This window comes from Skermanella mucosa, assembly GCF_016765655.2.
Classification (GTDB): domain Bacteria; phylum Pseudomonadota; class Alphaproteobacteria; order Azospirillales; family Azospirillaceae; genus Skermanella; species Skermanella mucosa.
In genome coordinates this window covers 2,347,429-2,363,347 of sequence record NZ_CP086106.1, presented here as the reverse complement: position 1 = coordinate 2,363,347, position 15,919 = coordinate 2,347,429, and the positions used below count along the sequence as shown (strand labels likewise).

The 15,919-nt window shown below is 65.6% G+C and carries 13 protein-coding genes and 3 pseudogenes; 8 read left to right on the top strand and 8 right to left on the bottom strand.

The annotated features are described in order from the left end of the window. Positions 1 to 540: 540 nt before the first annotated feature. The 6 genes from JL100_RS10645 to pedF all read right to left on the bottom strand — a co-directional run bounded on the left by JL100_RS10645 (position 541) and on the right by pedF (position 6,536). Positions 541 to 1,206 (bottom strand): response regulator transcription factor, encoded by a 666-nt coding sequence (locus tag JL100_RS10645; protein ID WP_202685649.1) that lies wholly within the window; start codon positions 1,204 to 1,206, stop codon positions 541 to 543. Between the two features lie 175 nt (positions 1,207 to 1,381). After that, positions 1,382 to 3,154: a methanol/ethanol family PQQ-dependent dehydrogenase gene (locus tag JL100_RS10640; RefSeq protein ID WP_202685648.1), complete on the bottom strand. Its 1,773-nt coding sequence runs from the start codon at positions 3,152 to 3,154 to the stop codon at positions 1,382 to 1,384. Between the two features lie 272 nt (positions 3,155 to 3,426). Beyond that, complete coding sequence (locus JL100_RS10635; protein WP_202685647.1) at positions 3,427 to 4,371, bottom strand: quinoprotein relay system zinc metallohydrolase 1; 945 nt, start codon at positions 4,369 to 4,371, stop codon at positions 3,427 to 3,429. Continuing rightward, on the bottom strand, positions 4,368 to 5,174 hold the full coding sequence (locus JL100_RS10630) for a quinoprotein dehydrogenase-associated SoxYZ-like carrier (RefSeq protein ID WP_228421190.1): 807 nt from the start codon (positions 5,172 to 5,174) through the stop codon (positions 4,368 to 4,370). The genes JL100_RS10635 and JL100_RS10630 overlap by 4 nt, the downstream gene beginning before the upstream one ends. Before the next feature lie 64 nt (positions 5,175 to 5,238). Then, a complete protein-coding gene (locus tag JL100_RS10625) occupies positions 5,239 to 6,096 on the bottom strand; it encodes a substrate-binding periplasmic protein (protein ID WP_202685646.1) in 858 nt (285 codons plus the stop codon). Between the two features lie 8 nt (positions 6,097 to 6,104). Further along, positions 6,105 to 6,536 carry a cytochrome c-550 PedF gene (gene pedF / locus JL100_RS10620; RefSeq protein ID WP_202685645.1) on the bottom strand — a complete coding sequence of 144 codons (432 nt, stop codon included), beginning with the start codon at positions 6,534 to 6,536 and terminating at the stop codon, positions 6,105 to 6,107. A 246-nt stretch (positions 6,537 to 6,782) separates the two neighbouring features. Here pedF and JL100_RS10615 point away from each other — a divergent pair, with 246 nt between their 5' ends. The 5 genes and pseudogenes from JL100_RS10615 to JL100_RS36805 all read left to right on the top strand — a co-directional run. Beyond that, positions 6,783 to 7,754 carry a YVTN family beta-propeller repeat protein gene (locus JL100_RS10615; protein WP_202685644.1) on the top strand — a complete coding sequence of 324 codons (972 nt, stop codon included), beginning with the start codon at positions 6,783 to 6,785 and terminating at the stop codon, positions 7,752 to 7,754. Positions 7,755 to 7,806: 52 nt separating this feature from the next. Beyond that, on the top strand, positions 7,807 to 8,544 hold the full coding sequence (locus JL100_RS10610) for an ABC transporter ATP-binding protein (protein WP_202685643.1): 738 nt from the start codon (positions 7,807 to 7,809) through the stop codon (positions 8,542 to 8,544). After that, the gene (locus tag JL100_RS10605) at positions 8,541 to 9,344 is read left to right on the top strand and encodes an ABC transporter permease (protein ID WP_202685642.1); all 804 of its coding nucleotides are present in this window, start codon (positions 8,541 to 8,543) and stop codon (positions 9,342 to 9,344) included. Before JL100_RS10610 ends, JL100_RS10605 begins: the two co-directional genes overlap by 4 nt. A 610-nt stretch (positions 9,345 to 9,954) precedes the next feature. After that, complete coding sequence (locus JL100_RS10600; RefSeq protein ID WP_202685641.1) at positions 9,955 to 11,442, top strand: ATPase domain-containing protein; 1,488 nt, start codon at positions 9,955 to 9,957, stop codon at positions 11,440 to 11,442. 4 nt (positions 11,443 to 11,446) lie between these two features. Further along, a pseudogene (locus tag JL100_RS36805) lies at positions 11,447 to 11,692 on the top strand (response regulator transcription factor); the annotation flags it as partial. Positions 11,693 to 11,812: 120 nt separating this feature from the next. Here JL100_RS36805 and JL100_RS10595 read toward each other — a convergent pair. Beyond that, entirely contained in the window at positions 11,813 to 13,177 is a 1,365-nt protein-coding gene (locus JL100_RS10595; RefSeq protein ID WP_228420846.1) for an IS701 family transposase, read from the bottom strand. Between the two features lie 58 nt (positions 13,178 to 13,235). Here JL100_RS10595 and JL100_RS10590 point away from each other — a divergent pair, with 58 nt between their 5' ends. Continuing rightward, complete coding sequence (locus tag JL100_RS10590; protein ID WP_202685820.1) at positions 13,236 to 13,517, top strand: hypothetical protein; 282 nt, start codon at positions 13,236 to 13,238, stop codon at positions 13,515 to 13,517. 118 nt (positions 13,518 to 13,635) lie between these two features. Here JL100_RS10590 and JL100_RS10585 read toward each other — a convergent pair. Continuing rightward, positions 13,636 to 13,857, bottom strand: a pseudogene (locus JL100_RS10585) (IS630 family transposase); the annotation flags it as partial. A gap of 29 nt (positions 13,858 to 13,886) precedes the next feature. Here JL100_RS10585 and JL100_RS10580 point away from each other — a divergent pair. Continuing rightward, positions 13,887 to 14,200, top strand: a pseudogene (locus JL100_RS10580) (IS3 family transposase); the annotation flags it as partial. Between the two features lie 235 nt (positions 14,201 to 14,435). Then, complete coding sequence (locus JL100_RS10575; protein WP_202685389.1) at positions 14,436 to 15,542, top strand: ParA family protein; 1,107 nt, start codon at positions 14,436 to 14,438, stop codon at positions 15,540 to 15,542. Positions 15,543 to 15,919: the final 377 nt, after the last annotated feature.

Below are 15,919 nucleotides of genomic sequence, written 5' to 3'. Positions count from 1 at the left end.
GCCCGTGTGCGGCGGAGACGCATTCCCCTCGGCCCCACCCCTTCCCTCCACCGGCTCCGCGTCCGCGTTCGCCGACTTCACAGGTACTATGGATGGGTCTGACCTCTTCGGCGCGTGCGTCACCGGCTACGGCTCCTCGCCTTCCCGGTGCGGACCAGACGGTCATCGGCCTCTGGTCACGCCGAAGATCTCCCGGTTCCCGCGCAAGGAGCGTCCGCACATGCCAGGGTCTCTGACCACGCCGGACCGCCGGGGTGCTCGCATGACGCACCCCGCCGTATCGCCTTCCAGGCACAGAACCCTGTCGGCATCCGGGATCGAGATTCTTACGCGGCTCAATGGCTGGCCTATGCGCTCCCCTGTCAACGCTTCGCCGACAGCCTCACGACCGCCGCCGCATGACTCGGGGCCGGTGTGGGGCGCTACTCCTTCACCGTACAGGACTTTCACCCGCTACTCCTTGCCGGTCTCCCGGCGCTCTCTGTGTCCATCTGCGTTCATCTGTGGACAAGTAAATCTGTTACCCGTTCCAGAAGCTGATTACCGGGCGCCCTGGAAGCTGTCGAAATGGAGCTTGGAGGCGAAGACGACCGCCTGGGTGCGGCTGTAAACCTTGAGCTTCTGGAGGATCGCGGAGACATGGGCCTTGACCGTGGTCTCGGCGATGTTCAGCTCGAACGCGATCTCCTTGTTCAGCTTGCCGGTGCCGAGCATTTCCAGAACGCGAAGCTGCTGGGCCGTCAGGGTCGCGATCCGGCGGGCGATCTCCGCGTCGTCGTCGCGGCCGTTGCACTCCGTCGTGCGCTCCTCGCGCTGGATGTGGGGGGGAACATAGACGTTGCCTTTGATGACGGTGCGCAGGGCTTCCGCCATCTCCTCACGCGGGGTCGATTTGGGGATGAAGCCGACGGCGCCGTAATCGATCGCCTGATAGACCAGCTTGGCGTCCTCGTGCGCGGAGACGATCACGACCGGCAGGGCCGGAAACTGGGCGCGGAGGGCCAGCAGCCCGCTGAAGCCGTTCACCCCCGGCATGGAAAGATCGAGCAGCGCCAAGTCGAAATCGCCCTGCGCGCGGATAGCCTCGATCGCCTCCTCGAGGTTGGAGGCTTCCGTGGGAAGGCTGCCCTCGACGGAAAGCGAGAGCGCAGTCTTGAGGGCGTCTCGAAACAGCGGATGATCATCCGCGATCAGAACCTTGCACATGGCTGCTTATTGCGCTCGTTGTAGCGGCGTTTCCTGGGAGCCGAGTGTGCTTCGGGTTACGGGCCGATGCAAGATGGAACTCGTCACAAAAGCATGGCTCTTCAGGGAAGAAAGGGGCCGGTTCGCACCGGCCCCCGCAACCATCCCGACCTGCGTCCCGTCTTCCGAACGAGCGTCAGGCCTTCGGCAGCTTGAACACCCAGAGCATGCCGCCCTGGTTGATGTCCTTGACCTTCTTGGCGACCTCGCCGCCCCACAGCGGGACGGCGCCGCCCCAGCCGGACACGACCGAGACATACTGCTCGCCGTCCATCTCCCAGGTGACCGGGCTGCCGACGATGCCCGAGCCGGTGTTGAACTTCCACAGCTCGGCGCCGGTCTTGGCGTCGAAGGCCTTCAGGAAGCCTTCCGGCGTGCCGGTGAAGACCAGATTGCCGGCGGTGGTCAGGACGCCGCCCCACAGCGGAGCCGGGTTCTTGTATTCCCACACGATCTTGCCGGTCTTCGGGTCGACCGCGCGGAGCGCGCCGATATAGTCGTCGAACAGCGGCTTGATGGTGAAGCCGGCGCCCAGATAGGCAGCACCCTTCTTGTAGGTGATCGGCTCGTTCCAGATGTCCATGCCCCACTCGTTGGCCGGGACGTAGAACAGGTCGGTCTCCGGGCTGTAGGCCATCGGCATCCAGTTCTTGCCGCCCAGGAAGCTCGGGGCCGCGAAGATCGGCTTGCCCTGCCCGGCCGCGGCGCCGCCGCCGTCCATCGGGTTCGGCGGACGGTTCTCCTCGACATAGATCGGACGGCCCGTGTTGAGGTCGAAGCCCTTCGCCCAGGAGGTCTGGGTGACGAACGGCGTGGCGCTCAGCAACTTGCCGTTGGTCCGGTCGATTACGAAGAAGAAGCCGTTGCGGTCGGCCTTGGCGCCGGCCTTGATGGTCTTGCCGTCCTTCTTCAGGTCGAACGAGATGAACTCGTTGACGCCGTCGAAGTCCCATCCGTCATGCGGCGTGGTCTGGAAGTGCCACTTGATCTCGCCGTTGTCCGGGTTGATCGCCAGGGTGGACGAGGTGTACAGGTTGTCGCCCGGCCGCAGGTGCGAGTTCCAGGGCGCCGGGTTGCCGGTGCCGAAGAAGAGCTGCTTGGTCTCGGGGTCGTAGGTGCCGCCCAGCCAGGTGGCGCCGCCGCCGGTCTGCCACAGGTCGCCTGTCCATGTGGCGTTCCTGACGCCGGTCATGGTGCTTTCCTTGCCGTTGAGGGTCCCCATGTTCCCCTCGATGGTCGGCCGGGTCCAGATCACCTCGCCGGTCTCGGCGTCACGGGCCTCGACCGCGCCCAGCACGCCGAACTCGCCGCCGGAATTGCCGGTGATGATCTTGCCGTCGACGATCAGCGGCGCCGCGGTCATCGAATAGCCGGCCTGGTAGTCGGCGACCTTCTTGTTCCAGACGACCTTGCCGGTGTCCTTGTTGAGGGCGACCAGACGCGCGTCGAGCGTGCCGAAATAGACCTTGTCACCCAGGATGGCGGCGCCGCGGTTGACCACGTCGCAGCACGGCATGATGCCTTCCGGCAGGCGAGCCTCGTACTGCCACTTCTTCTCGCCGGTACGCGCGTCCAGCGCGAACAGGCGGGAGTAGGAGCCGGTCACGTAGATCGTGCCGTCATGGACGATCGGCTGCGACTCCTGGCCGCGCTGCTTCTCGCCACCGAACGAGAAGGCCCAGACCGGGGTCAGCTTCTTGACCGTGTCGGTGTTCAGCGCCTTCAGCGGGCTGTGGCGCTGGCCCTGGTGACCCATGCCATAGGTCAGCACGTCGCCGGGAGTCTGGGCATCCTTCAGGATGTCCTCGTTGGTCGGGCCGGCGGCCTGCGCGGCACCCGTCGCCAGACCGAAGGCGAGCCCTCCGGCAACGGCGCCCGCCACGGCATAAGACGTCTTCATTCGCTTCATAAAGTCAGCCTCCCTCAAGAGCACGCGACGCCGGCACCGGGCCGCTCCGCCACCGACCGGCCGCCGGAACGCTCCCGTCCCGACAGCCAAGCCCCGGCTTTGCCAAATCTTCCCGGCCCCGCAGGCCTGTTTGTCCTTGGTCGCGGAGATTAACCTCACGTCGAAACCAAGCAATTGGCAAAAAGTACAATAGATGGCTATAATATAGATGCGAACGAACGAAAGCTTTCCCGCGTCCGTCAGGAGGCAGGTCGGTCCGATTCAGGCCCTGTTTAGTTCACGCGCGGCAATACAGATTGTTCTATTTCTGGATAGAGATGCGCGACCGAGCGTATGAACTCCTCCCGAAGGACGTTGAGTGCGGCGAATCGTGTCGGAATCTCGATCGCCATGACTTCGTTCATGTCCAGGCCCGCCTCCGCCGCCTCGCGTAGCGTCGCGTCAAGCCAGGTCAGGTAATCCCGAGTCTGGCCGATCGCGGCTTCGTCGGGCCGGACTGTGCCGTGGTTGGGAACCAGGACGGCGATGTCCAGCGACTCCAACTGGTCGAGCGATACCAGCCACCGCGCGATGTCGGCGTGAGGCGTCGTCGGCGTGCGGTCGGAGAACACGAGACCACCGGCGAACAGCACGCCGGTGGTCTCGTCGAACAGGGCGAGGTCGGCCGCCGTGTGCCCGGCAAGAGGCATCAACCGAAGCCTGTGGCCGCCGTAGGCGACGGTGGCGCCCAGGACGGGCTCGGACGGGACGACCACCTCGGTCCCCCGCATCCAGTCGCCGATCAGACGGTACATGTTCTCGGTGACCGCCCGGCCGTCGCTGCGGATGCCGTCGATGGTGCCGGGAAGGGCGGCGATCGGCACGTCGGCGAAGGCCTGGGAGCCGAGGAAATAGTCGGGATGAAGGTTGCTGACGAAGACCTTCGCGATCGGCCGCTGGGTCACCCGGCCGATCGCGGCCCTCATCTCCTCGCCGTAGCGGCGGCTGGGCCCGGTCTGGATGACGATAACGCCGTCTTCGGTGACGATGAAGCCCGAGTTGAGGATGTTTCCGCCGTTCGCGGCGGTGAAATGCTCCGAGGCCCCCTCGAACACATAGGTGTCGGCCGCGATCCGGCGCGCCTCCAGCCCATAGTCCCGCCGGGCGGCAAGGACGCTGTCCGCCGGCATCAGGATCAGGCACAGCAGCCCGACCGCACCCTTGAGCGCGCCTCTCATCGCCGGACGGGGTCCAGCGCGCTCTGCCGCCACGGCAAGGGAACCTCGGCCTCGATCTCGGTGCCGTTATTGTCTCGACCCTTGATCCCGAGGGACCGGCTGCCGGGCGACGGCGACACCTCGACGGTGAAGACAGGGTTCTCGGAGACCGGCTCGAAGCTGTCGATCCGCGCCAGTTCGCGTCCATCGGCGTCCCGGATCGCAAGATCCTCCAGGTAGAAGGCCGGGATACCCGGCGCCAGGCCGGTATCCATCGGGTGCCGCACCCGAAGGCGCAGCCGGGTGGAGTCAGCCTCCGCCCCCGTCCCGGCCCAGGCGCGGGCCTGGACCTCGCCGAGATGCCGCTCCCAGGTCGGATCGCCGTGGGCCAGCGCGGGGGAGGTGCAGCCGCCGCCCGCTGCGTCGACGAACACACCGCCCACGTGCCAGACCCCGTCGGGCGTGCGGGCCGCCGCCCGGATCGGGGTCGCCTGCTGAAGCTTGAGACGCAGCGCTATGGTCGGACGGGCCGCGACCGGGCGATAATTGAGGATCCGCGGGATCGGGTTCATGTCGGCGAAGACGACGATCTCCTCCACCGCGCCCAAAGCCGTCGCATCGACCGATACCGGCACGTTCAGCGCGTCCTCGGCACTCGCCGGGGCGGATACGAGGACGCGGTCATCGAACCGGACCGGCCCGCCGCCCAGGATCACGGAATGCATGTCGTCCCACATCACGGAACGGAGGGGATCGGGTTCGGCCGCGACCGCCGAGGTCGCCAGCATCACCGTGACCAAGCCTGCGCCAAGGGTCTTCAGCACGCGCGATCTCCCTATCCAATGCGCTCCCATGCTTCGTGGGAGCGTCCGCTTCGGGTCTTCCGTCCTATTGGGCCGGGCGGTTGTGCGTCAGCCCGTGGCTCCCGTAGATTTCCGCCACCTTACCACTTTCGAGAAGCTCGGTCACGATGTCCCCGACCCGGTAACCCAGGTCGCGGGCGTCGTGCTTGACCGCCAGGCCGATCGGCCATTCCGCGGGGGCCAGGTTCGGGGCGGGCATGGATCCGATCGGGAACTTGGCCCGGTCGGGACCCAGCGCCCCCTCCAGTTCGCTCAAGGGGGCGAACACCGCCGCCACGGCACCGGCGCGAAGGCCGGCGACCGCCTGCCCGACGGTGACGTAGTGGACGACATTCGCCGCGAGCCGGCCGCCGAAGGCGCCGCTCAGGTAGAAATCGGGAACGGTATCCAGCTCGACCCCGACCTTCTCGGTCTGGAACACCGGGAACCCCGCGGTTTCGGAAATGCGCGCGGGATCGCGGGCGACGGCATAGATCTCCCGCTGGTACGGCCCGAAGATGACGACCAGATCATTGCGCTGAGCGAAGGACCGGTTGACCGGCACATGCATCATGATGTCGGCGACGCCGCCGCCCAGGATCGGCCCCTTCCAGACGGCATTGCGCAGATCGTCGTCCATGGTCTCGTCGGCGGTCAGTTCCATGAAATCGACCCGCAGCCCCAGCTTCTCGCCGATCGCCTTGCCCAGATCGACGTCGGCCCCCTTCAGGACGCCGCCCTCGCGGTAGGAGAATGGCGGGAAATCCCGGTAGACGGCGATCCGCACCACCCCGCGCGCGACCACGTCGTCCAGCGGCACGGCCAGGGCCGGGGAGGATGCCGCGACCGTCAGGGCGACGGCGGCGGCCAGGGCGCGGCACCAGGAAGCGATCATTCCCGACATGGGCACGCTCACTGCTCGGCGACGGTTTCGAGCCAGGCGCGGATCGTCCAGAGCGCTTCCTGCCCCAGGGCTTCGTCGAACTTGGGCATGTAGGTGACGCCATTGCGGATCGCGCCGTTGACCACCCGCTCCTTGAACCACTCGTCGCCGCTGTCGCCCGGCTCCAGGAACCGCAGGTCCGGCGCGATGCCTCCCGAAATGGCGCCCAGGCCGTGGCATCGGGCGCAGTTCTGGTTGAACGCCGACTTGCCGATCTCGATGGCCCGCTCGTTGCCCCGGTAGGGATTGCTCTCCCGCCATTCCTTGCCCAGCGGCTCCAGACCGGTGGTGTCGACCGCCTGGGGAGTGACGTCGCCATGGGCGAAGGCGCCGGTCGAGGCGGCAACGAGACCGCCCAGCAGAAGGGCGGCGGCGGAGAGCCGGACAAGCCGAGCGTTCATCAAACAGGTCCTTTCGCAAACAGCGGTGATCGCTTCGTTGCGACGGATCATATCCAGGACGGGCTCGGGCACTAATTGGACTATGGTAGGAGCCGGCGGCTGCTGAGATTACGCAAGTATTGAGGCGACAAGGCTTTTTGCCCGAAGTACTGGATCGGTCCGGCATGGTTCCAAAGTCTAATGCGCCGCATACCGCCGATGCCGATACCTTGGCCGCGTTCGTCAGCTCCAAGGGAAAGAAGCGTCATGAAGATCGCGAAGGTTGCGTCGGCGGCGGCAGTCGTGACGGCCGTTCTGGCCGGGCCGGCGCTCGGGCAAACGGTTTTCGTTTCGAACGAGAAGGACAATACGCTGAGCGTGATCGACGCCGGCACCCTTCAGGTGACGAAGACCATCAAGGTCGGCAGACGCCCGCGCGGGATCACCCTGAACGCCGACGGCAGCCTGCTTTACATCTGCGCCAGCGACGACGATACCGTCCAGGTGCTCGACGTCGCGACCGGGAAGATCCTGCACGACCTTCCCTCGGGCGAGGACCCGGAGCAGTTCGCGCTCCATCCCGACGGCAAGCATCTGTTCGTCTCCAACGAGGACGACAACGTCGTGACCGTCGTGGACATTCCGCAGCGGAAAGTCGCCTATCAAATCGAAGTCGGCGTCGAGCCGGAAGGCATGGCGGTCAGCCCGGACGGCAACTGGGCGGTCAACACGTCGGAAACGACCAACATGGTCCACTGGATCGACACGGCAAAGCGGTCCCTGGTCGACAACACGCTGGTGGACGCGCGGCCGCGCCACGCCGAATTCTCCAGGGACGGGTCGAAGCTGTGGGTCTCGGCGGAGATCGGCGGCACGGTGGCGGTGATCGACACGGCGACGCGGAAGGTGGAGCACACGGTCCAATTCGCGATCAAAGGCGTCGCCAAGGACAATATCCAGCCGGTCGGCGTCAAGCTGACCGATGACGGGCGTTACGCCTTCGTGGCGCTCGGCCCGGCCAACCACGTGGCCGTGGTCAACGCCAGGACCTTCGAGGTCGAAAGGTACCTGCTGGTCGGCCGCCGCGTCTGGCACCTGGAATTCACGCCGGACCAGAAGCGGCTGTTCACGTCGAACGGGGTGAGCAACGATGTGTCGGTGATCGATGTGGACGCCATGACCGTGGTAAAGTCGATCCCGGTCGGCCGCTATCCTTGGGGTGTGGCGATCAAGGAATAGGTTATAAGGGATGGGGGCCTGGAACCGGGCCCGGAGGAAACGCAAGGGATAGATGACCGCACCCGCATTGGAGATCGAAGGGCTCAGCTACGGTTACGGCCGAGGCTTCGCCCTGGACGACGTGTCCTTCCGTGTGAACGAGGGCGAGTTCACCGCCCTGCTGGGGCCGAACGGCGCGGGCAAGACGACGCTGTTCTCCCTGATCACCCGCCTGTTCGAGGCGCCGCGCGGGTCCATCCGCGTCTGCGGGATCGCGTTGCGAGACCAGCCGACCCGCGCGCTGGCCCGGATGGGCGTGGTGTTCCAGCAGCCCACGCTGGACCTTGACCTGACCGTCCGCCAGAACCTTCATTACTTCGCTGCGCTGCACGGCATCGGTCGGCGCGACGCCGCCAACCGCATCGACGAGGCGCTGGAGCGTCTCGACATGGCCGAGCGCGACGGCGAGAAGGTACGCCAGCTCAACGGCGGCCACCGCCGCCGGGTCGAACTGGCTCGGGCACTGCTCCACCGGCCGGACCTTCTGGTGCTGGACGAGCCGACCGTAGGACTGGACGTCCCGGCCCGCCGCGGGATCGTGGAGCATGTCCACGAGCTGTGCCGGACCCAGGGCATGGCGGTGCTGTGGGCGACCCACCTGATCGACGAGGTCCATGCCGACGACCGGGTCGTCGTGATCCACAAGGGCCGCATCCTGGCCGACGGCAGCGTCAGCGAGGTGAACAGGACCAACGCCTCGGCGAACCTGACCCAGACCTTCCACCGGCTGATCAACCAGGTGGCAGCATGAACCTGCATTACTGGCGCGCCCTCAACGGCATCGTGATCCGCGAGGTGCTGCGGTTCCTCCACCAGCGCGAGCGCTTCCTGGCGGCCCTGGTCCGGCCGCTGGTCTGGCTGCTGGTGTTCGCGGCCGGCTTCCGGGCGGCGCTCGGCCTCTCGATCATTCCACCCTACGAGACCTACATCACCTACGAGACATACATCGTCCCGGGGCTGGTCGGGATGATCCAGCTGTTCAACGGGATGCAGAGTTCGCTGTCCATGGTCTACGACCGGGAGATGGGCAGCATGCGAACGCTGCTTGTCAGCCCCCTGCCCCGCTGGTTCCTGCTGACCGCCAAGCTGCTGGCCGGAACCGCCGTGTCGATCCTCCAGGTATATGCCTTCCTGGCGATCGCCGCCGCCTTCGACATTGTCATGCCGCCCCTGGGATACCTGACGGCGCTGCCGGCCCTGGTCGTCAGCGGGTTGATGCTGGGAGCCGTGGGCATGCTGCTGTCCTCGACCATCAAGCAGCTGGAGAACTTCGCGGGAGTCATGAACTTCGTGATCTTCCCGACCTTCTTCCTGTCCTCGGCGCTCTATCCGTTGTGGAAGATGCAGGAATCTAGCGTGCTGCTCTACCAGATCTGCGCCGCCAACCCGTTCACCCACGCGGTCGAACTGATCCGCTTCGCCCTCTACGTGCAGATCAACTGGGAGTCGCTGGGCTGGACAGCGCTTGCCCTGGCGGTGTTCCTGGCCGCCGCCATCTACGGCTACAACCCCGCCCGCGGCTTCATGCCGCGGAGGGCACAGGCGGATTGAGACTCCGCAAGCGTCCGGCCCGCCCGAAAGGGGCCGGACGCTTCGCCGGGAACATCCATACCCTCGGGTTCGAATGGTATCCGATGCCGTGAGGGATGGAACAGCGACAAGGGTTACGGCTCATCCGGCCCTTGCGTCACCTTGATTATGTCGTTCCATACCAGTCCAGCCATCGACCTGTCCAAAGGCCGAATCATTTTCGTTAGCTGGAAGTATTTGCGGGACTCGTCGGTACAGGAACTGCCGTCGCCCCGGTCGGCAGCGCCGATTCAATCTTTTCTGCCTGATTCAGACCGACAATTCTGAACACGGTAGCGGCTCGGGCAGCATCTCAGAAGCCGTCCTTTACCGATTCAGGCGACATTGCAAAACCTCTTGCTTAGGACAATCCTTGAGTGGTCAGCAGGCCTCCTTTGAAGCATAAAAAGATTCTTTGAGACCTCAGCCACAATGCTCTACAGCCTTGCTCGGACGCGCCTTACAAACAGCGAGCAGAGATGCTAATACCTGCAGACAGAATGTTGGGTGCACAGGCTTAATAGGCTCACCGGAGGAGAAGGCTGTCGCCTCAAGCCTGCTGGCGCGGCATGCAAGTTCAGGGACCATGCTGATGAGTTTTGCCATAGAGCGGATACTAACCGGGATCGAAGGACTGGACATTGTCCTGAATGGCGGCTTGCTCAGAGGTGCAGCCTACATCATCCAAGGCAGTCCGGGGACGGGCAAGACGATCCTGTCCAACCAGATCTGCTTCAACCACACGGATCAGGGCGAGACAGCCCTCTACATGAGCCTGCTTGCAGAGCCCCACGACCGGATGATCCGCTACATGCAGCAGATGGGGTTCTATTCGGAGGACAGGATCCCACGGCTGCTGACTTACCTCTCGGCATATTCGACGCTCGACAAGGAAGGCCTGCGCGGAGTGATCCGCCTGCTGGCGCAGGAGGCTCGCCGCAGCAAGGCGTCGCTCGTTATCCTGGATGGTCTCTTCGTCATCCATGACGTGGCGGGCAGCGAGCACGAGTTCCGCACCTTCGTCCACGAACTCCAGGGGCAGGCCAACCTGCTTGGCATAACCCTCCTGATCCTCACCAATCAGCAGCGGCAGCCCTCCTCGCCAGAGTTCACCATGGTGGATGGCTGGATTGAGCTTCGCGACGTCGGTCATGGGCTGCGGTCTGTTCGCTCCATCACGGTCCACAAGCAGCGTGGTGGTAGCTTTCTGCGGGGGGAACATCTGTTCCGCATCACAGACAGCGGCATCAGGGTGTTCCCGCGCCTAGAGGCGACCGTACTGCCGTCCGATGCCGAGGACGAGGCGACCGGTCGGGTCAGTGCGGGTCTGGAAGCGCTCGACACGATGCTCCACGGTGGCTACCCGGCCGCGTCGACCACGCTACTGTTTGGTCCCACCGGATCCGGGAAGACGACGTTGGGGCTGCATTTCCTCTCGCAATGCACGGTCGACGAGCCGGGCGTGCTCTACGGGTTCTACGAGAGACCCAAGCGACTGCTGTTAAAGGCTCAGTCCATCGGCATCGATCTGGCAGGCCTTGTGGAAACCGGGGCGCTCACGGTTCGCTGGAGAAGCCCGGCCGAGAACCTTGTCGACGAACTCGGTCACGAACTCATCGAAATGGTCGAGACGACCAAAGCTCGACGAATTTTCATCGACGGCCTGTCGGCCTTCCGCGACTCCCTTATCCATAGGCAGCGCCTGTCGCTCTTCGTCAACGCTCTCAACCAGCATCTGCGCTCCAGGGGAGCGGCCGTGATCTGGAGCCTGGAGAGCAAAGAGCTGTTCCTACCCGAGGATCTGCCCACCGACCAAGACATCTCGGCCATCTCCGACAATGTCGTGCTTGTTCACTACGCCCTCCGGGACGGCATCATGAGGCGCAACTTATCGATTCTGAAGGTCCGGGACAGCGACTTCGACCCAATCTCCGAGGAGTTCTTCATCGGCGATACCGGCATCCGTTTTGGCGAGGCCAATCTCGACAGGCTACGCCCCGAAGGCGCTCTCCCCGACCCCACGACAGACGAAAGCACACAGAAGGGAGTGACACGACGGACCGGTAAGAAGGGGTCCTGACCGGATGACCCGCGTTCTGCTCGTCGAGGACGAGGTTCTCATCTCTATGACGACAAGCATGCTCCTTGAGGATGAGGGATATCTTGTCGAGGTGGCCTCTGATGGAGCCAGAGGGCTGGAGATGGCCTTGGCCTCGCCCCCGGACCTGATCATCACGGACTACATGATGCCCCGCATGAACGGGCTCGACATGATTGTCGAGTTGCGCGCCCGAGGCTCGCGTATGCCCATCGTTCTGGCAACCTCCGTTCCGGAGACGCAGCTACCCCCCTCCTACTCGGGCGGCCACGACGCGCATATCACGAAGCCTTACCTCGACTTTGGCCATCCTAAATGGGACTACGAGCGGCTTCGGATTGGTTTTGATAGGTCAGGGGGCATAAGCGGCGGCCTGGACGAGCCTGACGTAGACGGTGCGAGGAATTTGGACGGTTTCGCCGGGATCCAGGGCTGTGACGAAATTCAGGTCGGTCCACAGGGCGATGCGTACGGCAGCCAGGGCGTCGGCGAAGGTCGGGGCGGTCTTGGGGTACCAGGCCGCCCGGCGCGGGGTCAGGTCGAGTTGGCCGGCGAAGGCCTGGACATGGAGCGCGACCAGCGAGTACAGGCCGAACAGCACCGGGGTGGTGCGGAACACCGCCTTGTCGGCGTGCTGGCGCTGGGTCTCGACGCCGAGGTGGGCGCGCGCCTCTTCATAGGTGAGTTCCATCAGCCAGCGCCTGGAGAACCAGCCGAGGATGACCAGCGGGTCGGCCGTCAAGTCGGTGCACGCCAACGCGTCGGGGTCGCGCTTGGACCCGGGATAGCGCACCAGGATCCAGCGGACCGCGACCGGCGGCTCCCCCGGGTGGTGCCACAGCGCGGTGCCGGAGATGAACTCCGCCTCCCGCGCGTGGCGACGCCCGGTGCGGACCAGCAGGGCGAAGCGCTGCCAGGGCTCGCCCGCGTCGTGCCGCCGCTTGGCCAGCTTGGTTTGGGCCTTGCCCTTGGTGGCGGGCCGACCGCCCCGGCCGGGCGGGCGCGGGGCCGGGAAGTCGAACAGCCGGGCGTCCAGGCGGAGCCGGGTCACCACGGTCATTGCGCGGCCCAACTCGCGCAGCAGGCCGACCGAGGCGAACTCGCCGTCCATCACCGCGACCATGGCGCGCCCCGGCAGCCAGCGCCGCACCAGGCGCAGCAGGCTGAGCGCCCACGCCGTGACCGGCCGGTATCGCCGGCCCTCGGCCTGGCAGAAGGCTTGGCTCGGCGCCAGCGCGCTGAGCATCGGCAGCGCCCAGACCTTGCGGGCGAACGGCACCTCGGCCAGCAGCATGGCCGAGACCCAGCGCAGGCCGCGGCTGGTGACCTTGCGCCCGCGCGAGGAGCGCACCGGGTCGTAGTAGTGTGCCGCCGGCCGGACCCGGGGACCGCGCCGGCGCTCCAGGGTGTGGTCGAGCCCGACCACCACCGGGCCGAGCGGGGCGAACACGCGCACCAGCGCCCGGGTGAGCCGCCGGGCCAGCGCCAGCCCGGACCACACGTCGCGGCTGAGCACCCGGTGGAAGGTGGCGAAATCGGCCCGTCCGGCCAGGCCGAGCGCGCGTAGCGCGCCGGCCACGGTGCGCGGGCCAAGCGCCAGCAGGGCGCCGACCGCCAGCGCGGCGGCCTGGGGCCGGCAGGTCGGCGAGAACACAGCGAGCGCCGGGGCGAGCCAGCGGCAGAACGCCTCGGGCAGCGGCGGGTCAGGGCGGTCCATGGTCCCCTCCGGGCGGTTGGAGTGTTGGACCCAACAGTCCCGCCCCGCGGAGATCGCCATGGCCGCCAAGACCGACCCCGTGCTCCAGCGCATCCACGCCCACCCCTGGCCGCAAGGTGGCGTCCGCGCCCGGCGCGCCGGTCACGGCTACTCGCTGGTCAGCACCCGCACCGGCGCGCCGGTCGCCCGCCTGTGCCCGACCGGCGAGGACGACGAGGTCGAGGTCCTCTGGTGGCGACGCGACGCCTGGGGACCCGCCGGTCCCTTCGGCGCCATCATGCCCCTTGATGACGCCCTCGACTTCATCGCCGAGGAACCCTTCTTCTGGATCAGGGCCTGATCAAAGTCCCATTTAGGATGGCCAAAGTCGAGCTTACTATGTGGCCCAGATCCTGGAAGCCGTTGCCCGGCTGCTGGGCTGAGGAGTTCTCGCAAGGATGGGTCCTAGTGTTCTGACTCTAACGCTTGGTACCGATATTTGCGTTTAGTGAGGTGCGGACTTTTTCGACCTTTTTAAGAATTTTGTCGGCAGTCGCGGTCCAGACGAAGGGTTTGGGGCGCTCGTTGTGTTCGGCGAGGTATCGATAGATCGCGACTTCGAGATCAAGGACGCTCTTGAGGACGCCTCGGCGGATGCGCTTGCGGGTGATTTCGGCGAAGAAGCGCTCGACAAGAATGAGTGAACCGCACCGGGTTTACCGGAGGCCCCGTCAAGTACACCGAACATCTGGCCGAGGCCGGTGTCGGGCCGTCGGTCGGCAGCGTCGGCGACAGCTACGGAGCTTTAGCTAACGCCTATGGCGGTATAATGCCTTGGCCGAGACGGTCAACGGCCTCTACAAGACCGAAGTAATCCGTTGCAGTGGGCCATGGCACAGGCTGGAGGCCGTCGAGTTCGCCACCCTGGAATGGGAGGACAGGTTCAACCACCGGCGCCTGCTCGAACCCATCGGCAACATTCCGCCCGCCAAGGCCGAAGCACGCTACTATGCTCAAACCGAGGACATCGCCAGGGCGGCGTGACTCAACCAAATCGGCCTCCGGGAATCCCGGCACGGTTCAGACGCTCGACCGGCGGATGAAGGACAACTCCTTCACCTTCGTGCTCGGCGGAAACTGACGGTCGCGGCGCTCGGCCGTGACTTTATGGGTAAATCCTTCGGCGGGATGTTGCCCAATCCGGCGGCGCGGGTTAAACCTTCGGTACGAAACCGCAGCCGCCCGCGTTGCCTGAAGGCGCCCTTCCGGAACCCTGTTGATGACATCGAGCCCGAACGCCTCGCCCCGAACCTCGCCGACCCACACGATCGCCATCTACAACCACAAGGGCGGCGTGGGAAAGACGACGGTTTCGCTGAACCTGTCCGTATGCTTGGCCGCAGCGGGCTACCGGTGCCTGCTGGTCGACATCGATCCCCAGCAGAGCAGCACGACCGTTCTGTCGCGCACCGGGGCGTCGCCCAACCTGGTGGACGTCATCCGCAAGCAGGCCGTCATCGAGGACGCGCTGCACGAGACCGTGGTCCAGAACCTGTGGATCATCCCGTCGACCCGGGCGCTGACCCTGCTGGAGACCGGGCTGGACGACCGGGTCAGGCCCAACCACGGGCTCAAGCGCTACCTGACGTTCTCGGAAGACCGCTTCGATTTCGTCGTGATCGACTGCCCGCCGGCCATGGGCCTGCTGTCGCTGAGCGCGCTGATCGCCGCGGACAGCGTACTGATCCCGACCACGTCGGGCGCCTTCTCGATCCAGGGCGTGCAGCGGACGGTGGAGACGGTGAATGCGCTGCGCGGCGGCCTCAGTCCCGGCCTCGTGGTCAACGGCATCCTGGTATCGCTGTTCGAGGGAACCCGACGCGACCAGCAGACGCTGAAGGATCTGGGAAGCCAGTTCTCCGGGCTGCTGTACCGAAACCGGATCCGCTTCGACCCGGAGATCCTGAAGGCGGAGGTCAAGCGGGCGCCCTCGACCTTGTTCAACCGCGGCACCCACTCGACCCAGGACTACATATTCCTGACCGCCGAACTGCTGGGCCGCATCCATCGGCATCGGCGCCTGCCGGACGCCGAGTTCTCGTTCGATACCGTCACGCAGGCGATCACCGAGACGCTGGCGAAGCCGGAGTTCACCACCCTGGCGCCCGATGGCGAGGGGGACTCGGGGGGTGTCGATCCGGATAAGCCGGCGCCGGGCGGATCGGAGGCGGAGGGCATTGACGGCGGCCGTCGCGGCGGGCGCGTCAGGCAGATGGCGCTGGCAGCGGCCATTTTCGTGGCCGGAATGGTCTGCGGCGGATCGCTCGCGACATGGCTCGGGCCGGAAACCCTTGCCATGTTCCAGACCGCCGGGGCCGCCGACTGACCGTCGGGGCCCTATCTTGCTTGTTTCCCGTTCGGTCCGGACGGATGGCCGGATCAGGCGGCAGTCCGGGCCGTCCGCGGGGGCGCGGAAACGGCGGAGCTGCCTGCGCGGTGATCGCCGATCTGCCTGATGCGCGCCACCACGCGCTTCCAAGCGCGATCCAGCGGGGTGAGATCTTCCAGCTTTTCGCTGGGGCGAGTGTACTTGTCACCGCATAGAGAGAGGATGACCATGATGCGAAGTCCCAAAACTCGGTTCAGAGACTTCAAATCTAAGCATTATCGGGGTTCGCACCATCCCTGTTTGCTGCAACGCAGCATCGCGGCGCATGAATGACGGTTTTCACGATTGCCTAACTTTTACGTGCAGCCGGCAAC